General features: G+C 58.8%; 20 protein-coding genes. 4 read left to right on the forward strand and 16 right to left on the reverse strand.

The annotated features are described in order from the left end of the window. The first annotated feature begins 38 nt into the window (after positions 1-38). The gene (locus tag CKW21_RS02350) at positions 39-1,199 is read left to right on the forward strand and encodes an AAA family ATPase (RefSeq protein WP_095192410.1); all 1,161 of its coding nucleotides are present in this window, start codon (positions 39-41) and stop codon (positions 1,197-1,199) included. 12 nt (positions 1,200-1,211) lie between these two features. Here CKW21_RS02350 and CKW21_RS02355 read toward each other — a convergent pair whose 3' ends face one another. The 9 genes from CKW21_RS02355 to CKW21_RS02395 all read right to left on the reverse strand — a co-directional run bounded on the left by CKW21_RS02355 (position 1,212) and on the right by CKW21_RS02395 (position 10,419). Beyond that, positions 1,212-2,351, reverse strand: a complete 1,140-nt coding sequence (locus CKW21_RS02355) for an RHS repeat-associated core domain-containing protein (protein ID WP_095192411.1) — start codon at positions 2,349-2,351, stop codon at positions 1,212-1,214. Positions 2,352-2,640: 289 nt separating this feature from the next. Beyond that, positions 2,641-3,522, reverse strand: a complete 882-nt coding sequence (locus CKW21_RS02360) for a transporter substrate-binding domain-containing protein (RefSeq protein WP_095192412.1) — start codon at positions 3,520-3,522, stop codon at positions 2,641-2,643. Further along, entirely contained in the window at positions 3,519-4,301 is a 783-nt protein-coding gene (locus tag CKW21_RS02365) for an amino acid ABC transporter ATP-binding protein (protein ID WP_095192413.1), read from the reverse strand. Before CKW21_RS02365 ends, CKW21_RS02360 begins: the two co-directional genes overlap by 4 nt. Beyond that, positions 4,298-4,957, reverse strand: coding sequence for an amino acid ABC transporter permease (locus tag CKW21_RS02370; protein WP_095192414.1), 660 nt, complete (start codon positions 4,955-4,957; stop codon positions 4,298-4,300). The genes CKW21_RS02365 and CKW21_RS02370 overlap by 4 nt, the downstream gene beginning before the upstream one ends. Next, entirely contained in the window at positions 4,938-5,603 is a 666-nt protein-coding gene (locus tag CKW21_RS02375) for an amino acid ABC transporter permease (protein WP_095192415.1), read from the reverse strand. Before CKW21_RS02375 ends, CKW21_RS02370 begins: the two co-directional genes overlap by 20 nt. A 616-nt stretch (positions 5,604-6,219) precedes the next feature. Further along, positions 6,220-7,002, reverse strand: coding sequence for a MetQ/NlpA family ABC transporter substrate-binding protein (locus tag CKW21_RS02380; RefSeq protein WP_095192416.1), 783 nt, complete (start codon positions 7,000-7,002; stop codon positions 6,220-6,222). A gap of 285 nt (positions 7,003-7,287) precedes the next feature. Next, on the reverse strand, positions 7,288-8,211 hold the full coding sequence (locus CKW21_RS02385) for a sigma 54-interacting transcriptional regulator (protein ID WP_095192417.1): 924 nt from the start codon (positions 8,209-8,211) through the stop codon (positions 7,288-7,290). A gap of 56 nt (positions 8,212-8,267) precedes the next feature. Beyond that, on the reverse strand, positions 8,268-8,849 hold the full coding sequence (locus CKW21_RS02390) for an alpha/beta hydrolase (protein WP_095192418.1): 582 nt from the start codon (positions 8,847-8,849) through the stop codon (positions 8,268-8,270). Positions 8,850-9,345: 496 nt separating this feature from the next. Then, positions 9,346-10,419: a fatty acid desaturase gene (locus CKW21_RS02395; protein WP_095192419.1), complete on the reverse strand. Its 1,074-nt coding sequence runs from the start codon at positions 10,417-10,419 to the stop codon at positions 9,346-9,348. A gap of 100 nt (positions 10,420-10,519) precedes the next feature. On the opposite strand from CKW21_RS02395, the gene CKW21_RS02400 reads away from it, so the two are divergent. Further along, positions 10,520-11,524 (forward strand): AraC family transcriptional regulator, encoded by a 1,005-nt coding sequence (locus tag CKW21_RS02400; RefSeq protein ID WP_095192420.1) that lies wholly within the window; start codon positions 10,520-10,522, stop codon positions 11,522-11,524. 114 nt (positions 11,525-11,638) lie between these two features. Here the strand turns inward: CKW21_RS02400 and CKW21_RS02405 are convergent, their stop codons facing one another. Further along, positions 11,639-12,325, reverse strand: coding sequence for a Crp/Fnr family transcriptional regulator (locus CKW21_RS02405; protein ID WP_095192421.1), 687 nt, complete (start codon positions 12,323-12,325; stop codon positions 11,639-11,641). 84 nt (positions 12,326-12,409) lie between these two features. Here CKW21_RS02405 and CKW21_RS02410 point away from each other — a divergent pair, with 84 nt between their 5' ends. Further along, positions 12,410-12,931 (forward strand): DUF962 domain-containing protein, encoded by a 522-nt coding sequence (locus CKW21_RS02410; RefSeq protein WP_095192422.1) that lies wholly within the window; start codon positions 12,410-12,412, stop codon positions 12,929-12,931. Between the two features lie 107 nt (positions 12,932-13,038). Here CKW21_RS02410 and CKW21_RS02415 read toward each other — a convergent pair whose 3' ends face one another. The 6 genes from CKW21_RS02415 to dibA form a co-directional block, all read right to left on the reverse strand. After that, positions 13,039-14,028 (reverse strand): sulfate/molybdate ABC transporter ATP-binding protein, encoded by a 990-nt coding sequence (locus CKW21_RS02415; protein ID WP_095192423.1) that lies wholly within the window; start codon positions 14,026-14,028, stop codon positions 13,039-13,041. A gap of 4 nt (positions 14,029-14,032) precedes the next feature. Continuing rightward, positions 14,033-14,905, reverse strand: a complete 873-nt coding sequence (cysW, locus tag CKW21_RS02420; RefSeq protein WP_095192424.1) for a sulfate ABC transporter permease subunit CysW — start codon at positions 14,903-14,905, stop codon at positions 14,033-14,035. A 13-nt stretch (positions 14,906-14,918) separates the two neighbouring features. Further along, positions 14,919-15,737 carry a sulfate ABC transporter permease subunit CysT gene (gene cysT / locus CKW21_RS02425; RefSeq protein ID WP_053160682.1) on the reverse strand — a complete coding sequence of 273 codons (819 nt, stop codon included), beginning with the start codon at positions 15,735-15,737 and terminating at the stop codon, positions 14,919-14,921. 160 nt (positions 15,738-15,897) lie between these two features. Then, a complete protein-coding gene (locus tag CKW21_RS02430) occupies positions 15,898-16,911 on the reverse strand; it encodes a sulfate ABC transporter substrate-binding protein (protein WP_095192425.1) in 1,014 nt (337 codons plus the stop codon). Positions 16,912-16,994: 83 nt separating this feature from the next. After that, positions 16,995-17,177, reverse strand: a complete 183-nt coding sequence (oscA, locus tag CKW21_RS02435) for a sulfur starvation response protein OscA (RefSeq protein ID WP_022643503.1) — start codon at positions 17,175-17,177, stop codon at positions 16,995-16,997. 295 nt (positions 17,178-17,472) lie between these two features. Beyond that, positions 17,473-19,392 carry a phosphodiesterase DibA gene (gene dibA, locus CKW21_RS02440; protein ID WP_095192426.1) on the reverse strand — a complete coding sequence of 640 codons (1,920 nt, stop codon included), beginning with the start codon at positions 19,390-19,392 and terminating at the stop codon, positions 17,473-17,475. A gap of 146 nt (positions 19,393-19,538) precedes the next feature. Between dibA and desA the strand changes: the two genes are divergently transcribed. Then, a complete protein-coding gene (gene desA, locus CKW21_RS02445) occupies positions 19,539-20,720 on the forward strand; it encodes a delta-9 fatty acid desaturase DesA (RefSeq protein ID WP_095192427.1) in 1,182 nt (393 codons plus the stop codon). The last annotated feature ends 49 nt before the right edge of the window (positions 20,721-20,769 follow it).

A 20,769-nucleotide genomic window follows, 5' to 3' on the forward strand; every position in this document is an offset into this window, starting at 1 on the left:
ATCTTGATGCCGCTTCCGAGCCACAGAGAACCTCTTTCATGCTCAATACCCTCGCGGTGGCCAATTACCGCTCGATCAACAAACTGGTGATCCCGCTGGGTCGACTGAACCTGATTACCGGCCCCAACGGCAGCGGCAAATCCAATCTCTACCGGGCACTGCGCCTGCTGGCGGAAACCGCTCAGGGCGGGGTGGTCAATGCGCTGGCCCGCGAGGGCGGGCTGGATTCGACCTTTTGGGCCGGTCCGGAAAACATCTCGCGACGCATGCGAAATGGCGAAGTGCCGATCGAGTCGACCGTACGACACGGCCCCAAACGCCTGCGCCTGGGGTTCGCCGGTGATGATTTCAGCTATTCGATTGCCCTCGGATTGCCCGAGCCGAGCCAGTCTGCGTTCTCCCTGGACCCGGAAATCAAAAAGGAATGCATCTGGTCCGGCCCTTTCTACCGCCCGGCCAGCTTGCTGGTGGATCGCGACGGCCCGATGATCCGCGCCCGGGCCAGCCGTAGCTGGGACGTGTTGGCTCAACACACGCCGAATTTCGACAGCCTGTTCGACCAGGTCGGCAGCCTGCGGGCTTCGCCGGAAGTGCTGCAGATGCGCGAATTCATCCGTCGCTGGCGCTTCTATGATCACTTTCGCAGCGACGCCGATGCGCCAGTGCGCCAACCGCAACTGGGCACCCGCACCCCGGTACTGCATCACGACGGCAGAGACCTGGCGGCGGCGTTGCAGACCATCATCGAAATCGGTGACCCCGTGGCGTTGCAAAACGCAATCAGCGACGCGTTTCCAGGAGCACGGCTGCATATCCAGCCGCTGGCCGGCGGACGCTTTGCCATTGAGTTTTATCAGGAAGGTTTACTGCGGCCGTTGTCGGCAGCCGAGTTGTCGGACGGGACGCTGCGTTATTTATTGCTGGTAGCGGCGCTGTTGACGCCGCGGCCGCCGACGTTGATGGTGCTGAACGAACCGGAAACCAGCCTGCACCCGGACCTGCTGCCCGCGCTGGCGAGGCTGATTATCCGCGCGTCGGAGCAGTGTCAGGTGTGGGTGGTGTCCCATGCGCGGCGATTGATTTCTGCACTGCAAGAGGACCCGGAATGCAATTGCATCGTACTGGAAAAAAACTTCGGGCAGACCGGGATTGTCGGGCAGCGGATGCTGGATGAGCCGGCCTGGTATTGGCCGGATTGAGACTCTGGACTATCACGATTGTCGAATGCCGCGACTGTGCCTGGCCATCAATCGGTTCCCGCTGGCAGCAGGCGTAGTAGAGTGAAAGGACATGTCAACATAAGTTCGCTGACCCCCTTGAGTAGGCAACACTAAATCGGAAGACCGTGAGATTGACGTTGGGGTTGAAGGATTAGGGGTAACGGGCGTCGGAGGCGAACCTGACTGCAGATTTGCCAGAGGATTCTTATAACTTCCTGATTTTATCCCGCTGTAGGCATCCTTCACTGCTTCGGCCCTGTTCATCTTGTAAGCACGAAAGTTGTAAGACACTGAAGTAGCTGTAGCAGCAAAAGACAACACGCTCAAAGCAGCCATTGTGATGAGCAGAGGATCCAGAGCAGAACTATCCGAATCCGTGACCGTCAGGGTGGATCTCGCCACCCCCACCGCGCCTCCGACCAACCCCGTCACAGCCCCCGCCATGCCTGCATTCCTGGCTTTTTTCAAGAGGGGTGCAGAGACTGGATGACTATTGATTTTTGCTTCTTTGAAAGATTGCCTTGCCGAGAAAAACCCGACCCCGGCCGAAACAAGACTCAGGACAGACAATCCAAGGAACAGCCAGGGTTGCCAGTCTTTCGCGGCTGCTCGGCCCGTCGGATCGCTGAAATTCACCGGATCTCCCTGACAATACGCGTATGGATTCAACCCGCCCCGACCAAACGGACTCAACCTGTCTGGGCGGTTGAAGCGCATCAGCACGGGGTTGAATGCCCGATGACCTTTGCCCAATAGATAATGCCCGGTGACCGGATCGACCGCCTCGCCGTTGTAACCCAGCAAACTGCCAGGTTCGCTCTCCGCCCGTCGATGACCGTAGGCTGTATAAACCTGACGCACCGATCCACCCGGCCCGGTGACCTGCAACACGGAGCGCTGCTGATTGGTGGTCAGCAGTTCAGTATTGAACACATCGCCCTGACATGATCGCAGTGCCAGCAGTTGCTTGTCGTGCAGGAACACACTCTGGCTGGCCTGACCTTGCAGCTCGGTCGTCAGATGCTCATGACGATAAAATCGTTGCAGTTTTTCCTGTCCTGCCGGCTCACGCAAGATCAGTTGGTCCAGAGCGTCATAGCGATAGCGGCACAATTCTGTTTTCAGCATCATGAACACCTCCTTTCGATGCATTGAGCTTGCACTGCCCGAAGGATCAGGACACCTATCAGAACTGCTAGTCATGCATGGGAAATGGTTTCGCCAGTTCGCCATGGCGCGCTGTTGACGCCCAGGCCGCCGACATTGAGGGTGCTGGATGAGCCGGCGTGGTATTGGCCGGATTAAGCGGAGTCTGAAAAAGCTTCGCGAGCAGGCTCGCTCCCACATTTGAAATGCATTCCAATGTGGGAGCGAGCCTGCAAGCGAAGGTGGCGGCAAGATCACTGCAGAAGTTAGTGAATCACCCCTGCCACTTCCCACCCTCGACAATCACACTCTCAGGCTTGGTGTCATCACTCAGTTCCTTGCGCACATACTGGTCGTACAGCTTGAGCAGATACTTCTCCTCGCCCAGCTTCGCCAACTCGGCATTGACCCAGTCGCGCAGTTCAATGTTGCCCTTCTTCACCGCTGGCGCAATCGGTGCTTCGGCCCCGAGTTTCTGCTCAAGCACACGGTAGCCAGGGTTCTGCTTGGCCCAGCTGAACAGCACCAGATTGTCTTGCGCGTAGGCATCGCCGCGACCATTGGCCAGGGCTTGCAGGGACTCGGAATTTTTCTCGAACTTCAGCAGTTTCCAGTCCGGGTGATTCTTCGTCAGCCAGATGTCGGCGGTGGTGCCGGTGGTGACGATGGTGGTGCGGGTCGCCAGGTCATCGAGGTTTTTCACCGCGCTGTCCTGAGGTACCAAAGCCTGCACCGCGACCTTCAGGTTGGGGTTGGTGAAGTCCACCGCTTCCTTGCGCTCCGGGGTGACGGTCATGTTGGCCAGGATCAGATCGACCTTATCGCTTTGCAGGAACGGAATCCGGCTCGCCGGCTCCACGGCAACAAACTCGACCTTGTTTTCATCGCCCAGCAGATCCTTGGCGAATTGCCGGCCGATGTCGGTATCGAAGCCCACGTAGCGCCCGGCCTCATCGACGAACCCGAACGGCGGTTTGTCGGTAAACACGCCCACGATCAGTTTGTCCCGCGCCTTGATCTTTTCCAGGTAACCGCTCGGCGCGGTGCTCTCGCTGGCGACTTTCGGTTTCGGCGGTTCTTCGGTTTTGTTGCAGCCGGCCAGCAGCGCCAGGCTCAGCAGTGGAAGAAGCAAGAGTGAAGACTTGGCAGTTTTCATGGCAGTTCCAGTTCCTTTGTTTGAGTCGTTACAGGTAGTGCGGCGACGTAGGAGAACTTCTCCAGGAACTGCTGCGCTCGTGCGGTTTGCGGGTTCGTAAAGAAAATCTCGGGACGGTTTTGCTCAAGGATGCGCCCGGCATCCATGAACACAATGCGATCGGCCACGGCGCGGGCGAAGGCCATTTCGTGGGTGACGATCAACAGGGTCATGCCCTCGCGGGCCAGGCCCTGAATGACTTCCAGCACTTCCTTGACCATCTCGGGATCAAGGGCGGCGGTGACTTCATCGAAGAGCATGACCTTGGGGTTCATGCACAGCGAACGGACAATGGCGATGCGTTGTTGCTGGCCACCAGAGAGTTGTCGTGGGAAAGCATCACGCTTGTCCGCCAGCCCCACACGCTCGAGCAAGGCTTGCGCCTGGGCACGGGCTTCGCAGCGGTCGCGCTTCTGTACCTTGAGCGGCCCGAGCAACAGGTTGTCGAGCACGCTCATGTGCGGAAACAAGTGATAACTCTGGAACACCATGCCGATTTGCTGCCGCACTTCACGCCAGTCGGTGGCCTTGTCCAGCAGTTCACGACCGACAAATGTCAGGCTGCCGCTGTGGGCGGCTTCCAACCCATTGAGGCAACGCAGCAGGGTGCTTTTGCCACAGCCGCTGGGACCGAGGATGACGATGACCTCACCCGATTTCACGCTCAGGTCGATGCCGTTGAGTACCTGCTGTTCGCCGAAGAATTTGTTGAAACCCTTGAACTCGATCAATGCGCTCATGCTTGCGTCCAGCGCCGCTCCAGCACACGCGAGGCGGCCGACAACGGGTAGCAGATGAAAAAGAAAAACAGGAAAAGCGCGCCGTAGATCAGCACTGATTCGTAGGTGCGTTCGATGATTTGCTGGCCGACCTTGATCACATCCACCACACCGATCAGGACCGCCAGGGAGCTGGTCTTGATGATCCGCGTGTAAACGTTGATGGTCGGCGGCGTCATGCGTTTCAGCGCTTGGGGCAGCAACACGTAGCTGTAGAGTTGCGGGTTGCTCAGGCCGATCGACAGGCCCGCTTCACGCTGCCCTCGCGGTAACGAATGCAATGCCCCGCGCACCACTTCACCGACCTCGCTGGCGCCCCATAGCGACAGCACCAGCACCGCGCACCAGAAGCTGGGAATGCTCAGGCCAAAGAAGATCGGCAGGCCGAAGAACAGCAAATACAACCAGACCAGCACCGGGATCGCCCGAAACAGCTCCAGATAGACCCGCAGGATCGCGTTCAACCCCTTCACATCCAGCGTGCGCAAGACGCCATAGATCACACCGCCTACCGTGCTGATAGCGATGCTCAGGAACGATATCGACAGGGTTTGCAGTGCGCCCTTGCCCAGTTGCGGCAACGACACCCACAGCAATTCAAGACCCGAACTGGCCATGCTGGAGCCTCCTTTCCAGATGGCTGAGCAACAGCGACAGCGGCAAGAACAGCAGCACGCAAATCAGCGTCAGTACGGCAAGCATTTCGTAGGTTTTGTAATAGAGCGCGATGTAGCTCTTGGTGGTGTAGAGAATTTCCGGCACCGCCACCGCCGAGACCACGGTGGTTTCCTTGAGCAGGAAAATGAAATTGGCGAACAACGACGGCAGGCTGAGGATGCCGGCCTGCGGCAGAATCACGTAGCGCAGCAATTGCCCGTGCGAGAGGCCGATGGAGCGGCCGGATTCCAGTTGTGCCTGGGGCACGGCGTCCACGCCGGCGCGCAGCACCTCAGTGAGGTAGGCGCCGCCGAGGAAGGTCATGGTGATGATTGCCGCAGCGAAACCCGACACCTTGATGCCCAGTGCCGGCAAGGCGAAGTAGACGAAGAACAGTTGAATCAACAGCGGTGTGTTGCGCGCCAACTCGACATAGAGCCCGACCAGTCGCTGCAGGCAGGGCGTGCGAAACACCAGGATTGTCGCGTTGATCAGAGCCACCAGCAGCGACGTGCCAATGGCGATGAGTCCGACCTGCAGCGTCACGCCCACGGCCTTGAGGAAGGCCGGCAGGGTGCTTAGGATAAAAGCGTAATCGAAGTCCATTGAACATCCTGGACGCCGCTCGGTAAGCGACGGTGGCGCAGTCCACGGGCCATGGATAACGGCCCGGCAAGCACCAACTTTAAAGGTATAAAAAAAAGAATTTAAATACCGTTAAAGCATATTGATATCACGCAAAAAACTATCCCATGGATTTGCCGGGACGGCGGAAGACGACTATTTTCCCTTGCGCCGTAGGAAGGATCTTTTTTTCAGACTCCCCCTCCAAGGACGGACCGCTTTTGGCCAGACTCCCCGGCCGAACCATCACAAGGAAGAGAACATGGCAGACGTGAAAGTGCCCCAACCGATGAATCCGCAAGACATCGTCAAATTGCTCGTAGCGTTGCGCAGGGCGTTGAAGGCCAGGGTGGCCTGAATCTTTTGATTTTGTGGCGAGGGAGCTTGCTCCCGTTCGGCTGCGTAGCCGTCGCAAAAACATCCAATGGGGTATACCTGACAGACCGCATGTGCAGGTTTCAGGGTCGCTTCGCAACCCAACGCGAGCAAGCTCGCTCGCCACAAAAACTCCCTTGTCATAGATGTGACGGACGCAAAAAACGCCGACGCTGTTGTTAGCCGTCGGCGTTGGAAACCTTGAAGGGGTTTACCTCGCGAATCAGAACGCCGGCAGTACCGCGCCGCTGTACTTCTTCTCGATGAATGCTTTCACTTCCGGGCTGGTCAGGGCTTTGGCCAGTTTCTGGATGGCAACGCTGTCCTTGTTGTCTGGACGAGCCACCAGGAAGTTCACGTAAGGCGAATCCGCGCCTTCGATCACCAGCGCGTCTTTAGCCGGGTTCAGGCCTGCTTCCAGCGCGTAGTTGGTGTTGATCATGTCCAGGTCGACCTGATCCAGCACACGCGGCAGCATGGCGGACTCCAGTTCCTTGAACTTGAAGTTGTGCGGGTTCTTGGCGATGTCTTTCGGCGTTGCCAGAGCGTTTTTCGGGTCTTTCAACTCGATCAGGCCAGCCTTCTGCAGCAGGATCAGGGCACGGCCGCTGTTGCTGCCTTCGTTAGGGATGGCAATGGTCGCGCCATCCTTCAGCTCAGCCAGGGTTTTGACTTTCTTCGAGTAGCCGCCGAAGGGTTCAACGTGAACACCGATCACGGTTTCCAGGTGAGTGCCTTTGCCTTCGTTGAAGCTTTTCAGGTACGGCAGGGTCTGGAAGTAGTTGGCGTCCAGACGCTTCTGGTCGACCTGCACGTTCGGTTGAACGTAGTCGGTGAAGACTTTGATTTCCAGATCCACGCCTTCTTTGGCGAGGGTTGGCTTGATCAGTTCAAGAATCTCGGCGTGTGGAATCGGGGTCGCCGCAACCACCAGTTTCTCGCCAGCCTGGGCCAGACCCGTGGTCAGGGCAGCCGCCAGTGCGGTGAACAACAGAACCTTTTTCATGCAGTGTCCTTATCGAAAATCACAGTCGTCGGTGACGACGACTATGAATACGCGTGGTTTTTATTAAGTGCTAGTGAAGTGCTATCGCTGGCGTGATGCGGACAATACCGGGATTTTTTATTCCCGAACAATATCTTTTATTCACTTTCATATTCCATTTTGTTCATACCGCTCTAGCCCGCAGGTTCCCTGTGGGAGCGAGCTTGCTCGCGATGAACGCAGGGACAACACGGGCATCCAGAAAACCCGCGTCATCGTTGACGACCATCGCGAGCAAGCTCGCTCCTACAGGAGGTCGGCGTCTTTAAGTAGTTGTTTCAAGGCTTCTTTCTCGGCATCGGAGGCGCTGCCGAGAATCTGCTTAAGCTGCTGCTCGATCTGCTTCAGGCCTTCATCCGGCAAATTCAGATGCTCAGGCAAAATTTCATCGCCCGTACTCACCAGCAATGCAAAGTGAATGACGTTTTCCAGCTCGCGGGTATTACCCGGCCAGCTGTGTCGTTCCAGCACGCGTTGCGCGGCTTCGCTGATCAGCGGCACCGGGAGGTCCAGGCGTTGGCTGTAGATGCCGAGAAAGTACTCGGCCAACGACAGGATATCGCCTACCCGGTCGCGCAATGCCGGCAGCTCGAGCTGGCCTTCGCTGAGGTAGTGATAGAGCCGCTCATGGAATTTGCCGGCGGCCACAGCCTGGGCCAGGTCGATGCTGGTGGCGGCGACCAGACGTACATCCACCGGGCTCGGCTGGTGCGCACCGACACGAGTGACTTCGTGATTTTCCAGGGCGGCGAGCAATTTGATCTGAATGGGCAACGGCAAATCGCCGATCTCGTCCAGGTACAAGGTGCCGCCGTTGGCCGAACCGAACCAGCCGGCACGGCTGCTGGCCGATCCGCTGAAGCTGCCGGCGGCATAACCGAACAATTCGGCGTCGGCGTAGGTCGGGCTGATCGCGCCGCAGTTGACCGAGACAAATAGCCCGCCGCGATCACTGGCACGATGAATATGCCGCGCCAGCAATTCCTTGCCGGTGCCGGTTTCACCCCGGATCAGCACCGAGATCGAACGCGGTGCCAGTTGCTCCAGCTCCTGGCGCAATTGCCGCGAGCGCGGGTCGACGAACACCAACGCCTTGGCGCGGATGCTCAAGGGACTTTTTTCGGCGTCGGGAAAGGTCAGCAGCGGCTGACCGAAGGTTTCAAAACTCATGGCAGACTCCCGCCCCAAACCGCCGGGAGACGGGGGCGTTTAAAAAGTTGAAAGTTTCAAGCGCGGCGCAGGGCGTGGTGTTCCATGCGGTTTTGCAGGCGATAGAGGTAGGCAAAGCCCTGCTCCCAGCGCTGGTGACCGGACTTCACATTGATGTGCCCGGCACCCGACAGAATCCCCGCTTCCGCCCCCCAGTTACGCGCCAGCTCCAGCGCCCGCGGTGCACTGACGGCGGCGTCGTTGTCGGAACTGACGACCTGGCTCGGAAACGGCAACAGGTCGGCAGGAATCGGCGCAAAGTTGCGCAGCGCCGGCGCGCAGGTCGGGCGCTCGACGTCTGCAGGTGCGACCAGCAAGGCGCCGCGAACCTGACGCAAAAACTGCAACGGTGCCGTCGCTGCCCAGTGCGCAACGGTGATGCAGCCCAGGCTATGGGCAATCAGGATCACCGGGGTACTGTCGGCGGCAATCGCCTCGGCAAGCGCCGCGACCCAGTCTTCACGACGCGGTGTCAGCCAGTCGGACTGCTCCACCCGTGCGCTGTTCGGCAGACTGTTCTGCCAATGGCTTTGCCAATGATCTTCTGGCGATCCTTGCCAGCCCGGCACAATCAGGTAGCGAATTGATTCGTTGCGCATGGGGAAGCTCTCCTGCTGCGTGTCTGTTCCCGGTCGAGTATAGGGAGGAGAGTTATATTCGTTAAGGAATAAGAAGATATTTATTAAGACCTATATCGAATATACGATATGACCATTGTGGGAGCGAGCCTGCTCGCGAAGGGGCCGTGTCAGTCAACATGGAAGATAACTGACAGGCCGCTTTCGCGAGCAAGCTCGCTCCCACAGGGGTTCGGTGTGGTTTTGCAGATGGAATAAAAAAGGGACCGCACCCTGCCAAGGAGACGGCCCCGGAAAACTCAAGTTCTGTCAGTGCTGATCAACAACCCTGGCGCAGATGATTGGCGAAATCGGTTATCCAATAAAGGAATATTTAATTTCTTTAATAGACCGTAATTGCATAAACCAATTCACCCCCACGGCAACCGCCAATCATCGTTGCGTGCGTCACACCGTAGCGTCCCTTTGGGTCAAATTGATGACGACGTCTAAGCATTTAAGTTTCCAGGAACAATGATCAAACCTGAGCGGCACGCACCTGCTGCGGCTCTGTCGATTCCCCGCGCGCAAACCGGTTCGCCCGCCCGAACGTGCCGAAATCATTGAAACGCACACCCATCTCGCGCATCACCTTGTGCGCCACCGAAACCGTCATCTGGCGGATGTAGAACGGTTCCTTCACCACGAAGTGATGAATCCCGTGGGTGCTGCCGAAGTTGAAGCAGAACGCCTGCAACGGCCATAGCCACCAGGGATTCAACACCTGTGTCTGCTGCATCACGTTGCCCGGTTCCACATCGCCGTAGTAGTGCATGTTCGAGCTGATGAAATGCAGGCAAAAGGTGCGTAATACGTTCGGGCCGATGATCACCACCGCGGCGATGTCGATGACCTGCATCACCGACAACGTGGTCGCTGACCATTCAATCGGCGCCCCCAGCCAATGGGCGGTGCCATTGGCCGCGTGGAAACCGAGGAACACGTACCACGCGCCCCAATGCATCAGCGCCAACGGTGCATAGACCGTCAACGTGCGCTTGATGATGCTGAATTTATGCGCCCGGGTTTTCGCCCGCAGCATGCGGATGAACGCCGACATCACGTTGTCGCCGACCATCAGCAGCCGGGCAATGCCCCACGGTTCGCCATTGGTGATTGCCCGCTCTTCCATATCGGTTTCCGTGCCGGAGACCTTGTGATGGTTGAGGTGCAGATGACGGCGAATCCATGGGTTGATGGTGCTCGGGCGCGCCAGCCAGACCAGGCCCATCATCAGGTTGTGCGGCACCCGCTGCTTGCGAAAGTACATGCTGTGAATCAGGTCGTGTTCCAGTTCGTGGGTCAGCGAAGCAAAAAAACCATTGAGCAACAGGCACGCCCACCACGCCAAATGCCCCATCATGTAGAGCGCCGCCGAACCGATCATCCCGGCCAGCGCGAAGGCCAGAATGCCTGCTCCCAGGGCATCCTGGTGCTTGAGAATCGGGTAGCGCTCGCGCAATTGGACCCCCTTGGCCAGCACCACTTCACGAATATGCGCCGAGCGTTGAGCAACATTCAGTCGCTGGGGACTTGCAGAAGTACCGTGCATGCTTCCATCCTCTGATTATTGATGTTCGCATCCTGCCCGCTGCATCCTCTCGTAGCGGTAGCCGTGAACGCCAACCTGTTGACCGGAAGCGCCAATCAGCATGACTGAACCGACCTCCCTCGCCAGCTGGACCCGCGCATTGCGCAAGCAGCTCGACGCCCTGGGCCTCGACAGCACGGCGTTGTGCCAGCAAGCCGGGCTCGACCCACAACTGATGGACGACCCGAACGCGCGCTATCCGTTGTCCGGCACCACACGCCTGTGGGAACTCGCAGTGCAGGTCAGCGGCGACCCGGCGATTGGTTTGCGCGTCTCACGGTTCGTCAGCCCCACTACGTTTCACGCCCTTGGTTATGCGCTAGTGGCCAGCGGCAGTTTGCGCGAGGTGTTCGAGCGCATCGTGCGTTATCACCAGGTGGTCAGCGATGCGCTGGAGCTGGAGCTGACCCGCGCTGAAGACCGCTACCACTTCCGCCTGAAAATCCCGCCGGGCAATCCCGCCCCGGCCTACGAAGCCATCGATGCCTTCACTGCGATTTACGTGCGCACTTGCCGCAATCGCCTGGGCCGCGACTATGCCCCGCTGGCGGTGTACCTGCGTCGCCCCGAACCGGCGGACGCGCACCAATGGCACAAGGTGTTCCGCTCACCGGTTTATTTTTCCACCGATGAAGACCGGTTGGAGTTCGCGCTGGCTGATTTCGACAGTCATCTGGACGACGCCAACCCGGAACTGGCCGAACACAATGAAACCGTACTCAAGCGCACCCTGGCGCAGCTCAAGCCGTTGACTTGGGAGCGCAAGGTACGCGATGCCATCGAAGAGCAATTGCCGGAAGGTGAACCCAGCGCCGAACACATCGCCAAGGCCTTGCATCTGAGCCTGCGCAGCTTGCAACGGCACTTGGCTGACGAGGGTTGTCGGTTCGATACGCTGCTCAACGAAAGCCGCGAAAACCTGGCGCTGTTGCACCTGCGCGATCCACAGGTGTCGTTGAGCGAGATCAGTTATCTGTTGGGGTTTGCCGATACCAGCAGTTTCAGCCGCGCTTTCAAACGCTGGACCGGGATGACACCGGGGCAGTTTCGGGATGGGTTGAGCTGAGGGATCAGGAGTTTGGGTTGCCTGGTCTGGCCTCTTCGCGAGCAGGCTCGCTCCCACAGGGTTCGGGTTCTCCACATCCACTGTGGGAGCGAGCCTGCTCGCGAAGTGGCCCTGTCAGAGTGTCGCCAACGCCCGCAACCGGCCGGCATCCACAATCTCGATCTCGCCATACCCCAGATTCAAAATCCCCTGCCCCTGCAAATCCTTGAGGATTTGATTGGTGGTCTGGCGCGACAGCGACAACATTGAAGCCAGCTGCTCCTGCGGCAATTGCAGGACACGGCGTGGTTCGTCGATCTGGCCGTAGCCTTCAGCGATCATCAGCAAGCGGTGCGCCAGCCGTGCCTGGGCGGGCATCAGGCTCAGCTGTTCGAGATTGATGAAGGTCAGGCGCAGTTTCTGGCTCATCAGCAACGCCAATTGACGCCAGTGCGCCGGTTGTTCGTCCAGCAAGGCGAGCAGTGCGGTTTGCGGGATGTGCAACAGCGTGCACTGACCTACGCCAAACGCATCATGAGTACGTGGCTGACCATCGAACAGGCAGATTTCACCAAACCAATGCGGCGGCTCCACCAGGCTCAGAAGCGCTTCTTTACCCTGTTCGCTCACGGCGCCGATACGCACCGCGCCTTCAAGCACCGCGTACAGGCCACACGGTGGATCACCGCGCTGGAACAAGCGCTGACCCGCCGCCAAATGCCGCACCCGCGCAGCAGTCAGCAGACTATCCTGTAAGGAAACAGGCAAATGGCTGAACCATTGACCACGCATCAGGCGCGGGCGCCAGACCTGCATATCCATGAAAACTCCTAGAGATTGTCGCCTGGCTGACAGAGCAAAAAACGGCCCCGAGGCAAGATCAGTCACCCTACAGGAGGAATAACAATGAAAAAAAGCCTCGTTGACCATCTCAGTCAATACGCCGCCTACCACCGTGACCCGCGCAACATCGCCACCCACTTCGTCGGCATTCCGCTGATTGTCGTGGCAGTGGCTGTGTTGCTATCCCGTCCACAATGGGCCGGGGGCTGGCTTTCGCCAGCGGTGCTGGTGTCGCTGGCGTCGGCGTGGTTCTACCTGCGTCTGGAGCTGCGCCTCGGGGTGCTGATGACAGTGTTGCTGGGGCTATGTGTGTGGGCCGGTCAGGTGCTGGCGCAGCAAAGCACGCTGGTCTGGCTGGCGAGCGGTGTCGGGATGTTTGTGGTGGGGTGGGCGATCCAGTTTGTCGGGCATCACTACGAAGGGCGCAAGCCGGCGTTTGTCGATGATGTGACCGGGCTGATCGTTGGGCCGTTGTTTGTGGTGGCTGAGTTGGCGTTTTTGCTGGGGATGCGCCATGAACTCAAAGAGCAGATCGAGGCGCGGGCGGGGGGTGTGCGTTTGCGTCAGAAAAACGCTGCTGCGTAAATCGCTTTCGCGAGCAGGCTCGCTCCCACAAGGGTTTTCGGTCGGTCACATGATATGTGTACAACACCGGTCCCTGTGGGAGCGAGCCTGCTCGCGAAGCTTTTGCTTTAGATGTTGGCGACTTTCTGCCAGACCTTCGGTTTGAAGAACAGCGTCTCACCCTTGGCCAAGCCGATCAGGCTGTCGTGATCCTTCACCACTTCGGCTTCGATCAAATCGCTCTGCCCTTCGACTTTCAGCGTCACCCGCGTGGTCGCGCCCAGCGGCCGGATATCCCGCACTTCAGCCGCATGGTGATCTTCCAGCTCATGCCGCGACAACGACACTTCGTGCGGACGGAACAGCACGTGATTATCTTCGCCCAGATGCAGGCGGTTCGAATCACCGAGGAAGTGATAGACGAAATCGCTGGCCGGGTTTTCGTAGACGTCGCCCGGCGAGCCGATCTGCTCGATCACGCCCTTGTTCATCACCACGATACGGTCGGCGACTTCCATGGCTTCTTCCTGGTCGTGGGTCACGAATACCGAGGTCAGGTTGATATCTTCGTGCAGGCGAGCCAGCCAGCGGCGCAGCTCCTTGCGGACCTTGGCATCCAGGGCACCGAAGGGTTCGTCGAGCAGCAGCACTTTCGGCTCCACCGCAAGGGCGCGGGCCAGGGCGATACGCTGGCGCTGGCCACCGGACAGTTGTTCCGGGTAGCGATCCGACAGCCAGTCCAGCTGCACCATGTTCAGCAATTCGTGGACCTTGGTCGCGATCTGGCTTTCGGTCGGGCGCTGGTTCTTCGGCTTCATCCGCAGGCCGAACGCGACGTTGTCGAACACCGTCATGTGACGGAACAAGGCGTAGTGCTGGAACACGAAACCGACGTTGCGATCACGCACATCGTGGCCGGACACGTCTTCGCCGTGGAACACGATGTTGCCCTGATCCGGGGTTTCCAGGCCGGCGATGATCCGCAACAGGGTGGTCTTGCCGCAGCCGGACGGCCCCAGCAGCGCCACCAGCTCACCGCTTTGAATGTCCAGGCTGATGTCATTGAGCGCCTTGAACGCATTGAAGTTCTTGCTGACGTTACGCACTTCGATCGACATGAATTCATTCCTCCGCGGCGCTGGCGCGCAGGCGGTTAATACGGTTTTCGCTCCACTGCTTGAGCAGCAGGATGAAGAGCGCCAGGATCAGCAACAGGCTCGCCACGGCGAACGCGGCCACGTGGTTGTATTCGTTGTAGAGGATCTCGACGTGCAACGGCAAGGTGTTGGTCACCCCGCGAATGTGCCCGGAAACCACCGATACCGCACCGAACTCGCCCATGGCCCGCGCGGTGCACAACACCACGCCGTAGATCAGGCCCCATTTGATGTTGGGCACGGTGACATGCCAGAACATCTGCCAGCCATTGGCCCCCAGCAGGCGCGCGGCCTCTTCTTCCTGGGTGCCCTGCTCCTGCATCAGCGGGATCAGCTCCCGCGCCACGAACGGCACGGTAACGAAGATCGTCGCCAGGACGATGCCCGGCAAGGCGAAGACGATCTGGATATCGTGATCCTGCAACCACGGCCCGAAGAGGCCCTGGGCACCGAACATCAGCACATAGACCAGACCGGCGATCACCGGCGATACCGAAAACGGCAGGTCGATCAGGGTCACCAGCATGCTTTTGCCGCGGAAGGAGTATTTGCTCACGCACCAGGCAGCGCTGACGCCGAACACCAGGTTCAGCGGCACCGAAATCAGCACGGCGATCACCGTGAGTTTCAAGGCCGACAAGGCGTCCGGCTCAAAGATCGCGGTGAAAAACGCACCCAGCCCGTTCTTCAAACCCTGGGACACCACGATAAACAGCGGCAGCAGCAGGAACAGCGCAAAAATCAGCCAGCCAAGGCCGATCAGGATGCGTCGCGCCGAGGCGCTGCCACGGCGGGCGGCGTTGGCCGAGGAAGCGGCAGCAATAGACGATTGGGACATGTTCTGCGCCTCCTTATGGGGTTTCGATGCGCCGCTGCAGCAAGTTGATCAGCAGCAACAGGATGAAAGAAACCACCAGCATCAATACACCAATGGAGGTAGCGCCGGTGTAATCGTACTGGTCTAGCTTGACCATGATCAGCAGCGGCAGGATCTCGGTTTTCATCGGCATGTTGCCGGCGATGAAAATCACCGAACCGTACTCGCCGACCCCACGGGCAAAAGCCAGGGCAAAACCCGTCAACCAGGCTGGCAACAGCGCCGGTACCAGGATATGGCGGAAAACCTGCAAGGGTTTCGCACCCAGGCACGCCGCCGCTTCTTCCACTTCCCGTGGAATATCAGCCAATACTGGCTGTACGGTACGTACTACGAATGGAAGTGTTACAAAAGTGAGGGCAAGGGTGATGCCCAGGGGGGTGTAGGCGATCTTGAAACCCAGGTCCGCTGCAAACTGACCGACCAGACCGGTGGGGGTATACAGCGCGGTCAGCGCGATACCGGCCACGGCGGTGGGCAATGCGAAAGGCAAGTCGATCATTGCATCGATGACTTTGCGTCCAGGGAAGGTATAGCGCACCAGCACCCACGCCAGCAGCGTGCCGATGATGCCGTTGATGATCGCGGCATACAGCGCGGTGCCGAAGCTCAGCTTCAACGCCGCCAGCACCCGTGGCGCCGAGATGATTGCCCAGAACTGATCCCAGGTGAGTTGAGCGGCATGCACGAACATCGCCGCCAGTGGTATGAGCACAATCAGGCTGAGGTACACCAAGGTGTAGCCCAGCGTCAGCCCGAAGCCGGGTATGACGGGGGAGATACGACGCGACATAAAAGTCCTTGGTTAAAAATTTGTTCTGCCAAGTGCAATCATGTGAGAGCGAGCCTGCTCGCGAAGGGGGAGTACCAGTCAACATCCCTGTCGCCTGAAATACCGCCTTCGCGAGCAGGCTCGCTCCCACACGCTATACCTTAGCCAATTGACATCAGGATTACTGCGCCTGGTAGATCTGGTCGAATACGCCGCCGTCGTTAAAGAATTTCGGCTGCGCGGTTTTCCAGCCGCCGAAGTCTTTGTCGATGGTCACCAGATCCAGTTTCGGGAACTGCCGGGCGTACTTGGCGGCGACATCCTTGTCACGTGGACGATAGAAGTTTTTCGCCGCGATTTCCTGGCCCGCCGGGCTGTAAAGGTGCTTGAGGTACGCTTCGGCGATCTCGGTGTTGCCCTTTTTCTCGGCGTTCTTGTCGACCACGGCCACCGGTGGTTCGGCGAGGATCGACAGCGAAGGCACGACGATGTCGAACTTGTCGGCGCCGCCATCTTCTTTCAGAGCCAGAAATGCTTCGTTTTCCCAGGCCAGCAGCACGTCGCCCTGACCGTTGTTGACGAAGGTGATGGTCGAACCGCGAGCACCGGTGTCCAGCACAGGCACATGCTTGAACAGGGTTTGCACGTATTCCTTGGCCTTGGCTTCGTCACCGCCGTTGGCTTTGAGGCCATAGGCCCAGGCTGCGAGGAAGTTCCAGCGCGCCCCGCCGGAGGTTTTCGGGTTCGGGGTGATCACCGAGACATCGTTTTTGACCAGATCGCCCCAGTCCTTGATGCCTTTGGGGTTGCCCTTGCGCACCAGGAACACGATGGTCGAGGTGTAAGGCGTACTCGCTTCCGGCAAGCGTTTTTGCCAATCGGCCGGCAGCGATTTGCCGAGCTTGGCGATTTCGTCGATATCACCGGCCAGGGCCAGGGTCACCACGTCGGCACGCAGGCCATCGATCACCGCACGCCCCTGCTTGCCCGAACCACCGTGGGATTGCTGGATTTTCACGGTGTCGCCGGGATTGCTTTTCTTCCAGAAATTGACGAATTCAGCGTTGTAATCCTGGTACAGCTCACGAGTCGGGTCGTATGACACGTTGAGCAGCTCGTAATCCTTGGCAACCGCGGTACCGGCAAACAGGGCACTGGCCAGGGCGGCCAAAGCGAAATGGCGAATCGACGACATGGTGAAAGCTCCTGGAATTCTTGAGTGTTGGCTTTTCTTATGGAGGTGCTGGAATGGGGGGTTGCCGGTTACGCGGTTTCGCTTCAGCTCGGTTTGTTGCCCGGCTGCTGCAAGCGGAATTTTTCCTTGCGCTCGATCTGAACCACCTGGGCGTTATGGACGGTGATTTCCACAGCGCCGAAACGCAGGTCGCGCAGGGCGCTCTGGATTTCACGCAGAATGGTTGCTTCGTCCTGGCCGTCAACGCTACGTAGAGATGCGCTCATGGTGCTGCTCCTTCGACTGAGAGGTTGCCTGGCAGTGGCGGCACTGCTTGCGGCGTGGGACCAATAGTAGAGAGGCGCGGATATTCTTAAAAAGACTATTTAAGAATGTTTATATAACCATAAGACATTATTTGACGGGACAAGGGTTTGCGGGGAATTAGCTCACTCTTTAAGCCAATAGATATCCCTGTGGCGAGGGAGCTTGCTCCCGCTCGAGTGCGAAGCGCTCGCTATTGGGGCGGCTGCGCCACCCAACGGGAGCAAGCTCCCTCGCCACAAAAAGCAGATCAAGCACTCAAGGATTTACCGGCGCATGCAGCCAATCCAGCTGCCCGGCCGGCACCGGCCGCCCAAACCAGTACCCCTGCCCCAGATCACTGCCGTGCTTGAGCAGGAACGCCGCCTGCTCAAGCTGCTCGATCCCCTCCGCATGCACCTGCATTCCCATGCTCTGCGCCAGGGCGATGATCACCCGCACGATGGCGGCGTCGTCTTCGTCCCATGGCAACCCGGCGACAAAACCCTGATCGATCTTGAGCTTCTGCACCGGCAAGCGCTTGAGCCGTAGCAGTGATGAATAGCCCGTACCGAAATCGTCGATGGCCAGCCGCACTCCCAACTCACGCAGGCGATGCATCTGCTCCAGCGCGACTTCCGGGTCCTCCATCACCGCGCTTTCCGTGACTTCCAACTCCAGGCAGGCCGGGTCCAGCCCGGTTTCGTGCAGCACTTGCGCCACTTGCTGGTACAGCTCGTGGCGGGCAAACAGGCGCGAAGACACATTCACCGCAACAAACGACAACACCACGCCGGCCTGCTGCCAGAGGCACATTTGCCGGCAGGCCTGCTGCATCACCCAAGCGTCGATTTCGGCGATCAGTCCGGTCCGCTCGGCGACGGGAATGAATTCTGCCGGCGACACCAAACCGCGTTGTGGATGCTCCCAACGCACAAGCGCTTCGACGCCGATCAACCGACCGGTCCGAAGGTCGTGAACCGGTTGGTAAAAAACGCGCAATTGCTGCTGATCCAGCGCACGGCGCAATTGGAAGGCAGTCTCGACCCGCTGCCGTGCATGGACGGTCAACTCTTCGGTATAGAGTGCATAGCCATTGCGGCCAGCGCTTTTGGCCTTGAACAGCGCCGAATCGGCATTGCGCAACAATTGTTCAGCGCTCAAGGCATCGCCGGGGAACAGGCTGATACCGATGCTGGTGTTGATAAACAGCGGATGCCCGTCAATCGGGAACGGCTCCTTGAGGCCATCAATGATTCGCTCGGCCAGCGCCGCCGCCTGCACCAAGTGCGGGCAGCTTTCGGCCAGCACGGCGAACTCGTCGCCTCCCAGCCGAGCCAGGGTAATGCCGGCTCCGAACATAGCCCTCAAGCGCTCAGCCACCGCCTTTAGCAACTGGTCACCGATGGTGTGCCCAAGGCTGTCGTTGATCATCTTGAAATGATCCAGATCGATCAACAGCAATGCGCAACCGCGCTTGTGAATCTGCGCCGAAGCCAAGGCCTGCCCGGCACGGTCGGTGAACAGCAGGCGGTTGGGCAAGTCAGTCAGCGGATCGTGGTGTGCCAGGTGCATCAGTTCGTGCTCGGACTTCTTGATCGCGCTGATGTCGGAAAACACCGCAACGTAGTGGCTGCGCCGCCCCAATTCATCATGAATGACGCGGATGGTTTGCCATTGCGGGTAGATGTCGCCGCTTTTGCGTCGGTTCCAGATCTCGCCGCTCCACTCACCGTCGCTGTCGAGCGACGCGAACATCGCCTGGTAGAAATCTGCCGGATGACGGCCGGATTTGAACAGACTGGGGCGCTGCCCCATGACTTCTTCGGTTTGATAGCCGGTAATTTCCATGAAGGCGCGGTTGACGTGCACGATCAATCCGTCACGGTTGGTCACCAGCACGCCTTCGCGGGTGCAATCAAATACGGCCGCCGCTTGCTGCAAACGCTCACGGTCTTCGCTGCGCTCGCGCAATTGGGCGCCAATACCCGGACAACGCAGTCGTCGCGTTCGGGCAACGAAGATCAACCCGGCGCTGATCGCTACCCAGACATAACCGTTGATCAGTTGCCATCGCAACAGCTCAACCGAGCTATCGAAGAAACTGTTCAATAAATAGCCACTCAGCTGTAGCCAGACCACGGAAAGCAACAGGTAAAGCAGCGCTGCGCGCACGGCATCGCGATAGCTGGCAGACATAAGACTGTCCATGTCCCTACAAAAAAGCCGGGATTATAAGTTAAAGACACATCCAGCCACTCTTATCTGAAAGGGCGACTGGTTTTCTCTGTGGGCTTGGTGATAATGCAACGGCTGTTTTTTCTTTATCGAGGGCCCTACAGGCTATGTGGTACGAAGGTTTTCTCGGCTTGTCGCCCTGGTCACTGGTGGCAGTCACCTTACTGATGACCCACGTGACGATCGTCGCCGTCACGGTCTATCTGCACCGCTATTCAGCCCACCGCTCTTTGGAGCTGAATGCCGGCCTGAAACATTTCTTTCGCTTCTGGCTGTGGCTGACCACGGCACAGAACACCCGTGAGTGGACGGCCATTCACCGCAAGCATCACGCCAAATGCGAAACCGTCGATGACCCGCACAGCCCGGTCATCAAGGGCTTGTCCACGGTTCTGCGCAAAGGTGCCGAGCTGTACCGCGCCGAAGCGGAAAACCCCGAGACCTTGCGCATCTACGGCAAAAACTGCCCCGAAGACTGGATCGAGCGCAACCTCTACAGCCGCTACCCGCTGCTGGGTGTGGCGATCATGGGCGTCATCGACCTGCTGCTGTTCGGTACCATCGGCATCACCATCTGGGCCATCCAGATGATGTGGATTCCGGTCTGGGCCGCAGGCGTAGTGAACGGCCTGGGCCATGCCATCGGCTACCGCAACTTCGAGTGCCGCGATGCGGCGACCAATCTGGTGCCCTGGGGCATCCTGATCGGCGGTGAAGAACTGCATAACAACCATCACACCTACCCTAACTCGGCCAAACTGTCGGTGAAGAAGTGGGAATTCGATCTGGGCTGGGCCTGGATTCAAGTGTTCAGCTTCCTGCGCCTGGCCAAGGTTCAGCGCGTCGCGCCGATTGCCCACCGTGTCGAAGGCAAGGGCAACCTGGACATGGACACTGCCATGGCCATCCTCAACAATCGCTTCCAGATCATGGCCCAGTACCGCAAATTGGTGATCGGTCCGCTGGTCAAGCAAGAGCTGGCCAAGGTCGATCATTCGGTCCGCCACCAGTTCCGTCGCGCCAAGCGTCTGCTGTCGCGGGAAACCAGCCTGCTGGATGACAAACACCACGTACGCATCCAGAACATGCTCGAGCACAGCCAGGCACTGAAGGTAATTTACGAAAAACGCCTGGCCTTGCAGCAGATCTGGGTCAAGACCAGCTCAAATGGTCATGACATGCTGGCCGCCATCAAGGATTGGGTACACGAAGCAGAAGCCAGCGGGATTCAATCCCTGCGCGACTTCGCCGATCAGCTCAAAACCTATTCCCTGCGCCCTGCTGCCTGACGGTGCATAGGCTGTAAAACTGTGGGAGCGAGCCTGCTCGCGCCCACAG

The sequence above is a fragment of the Pseudomonas sp. Irchel 3A7 genome, assembly GCF_900187565.1.
GTDB lineage: Bacteria > Pseudomonadota > Gammaproteobacteria > Pseudomonadales > Pseudomonadaceae > Aquipseudomonas.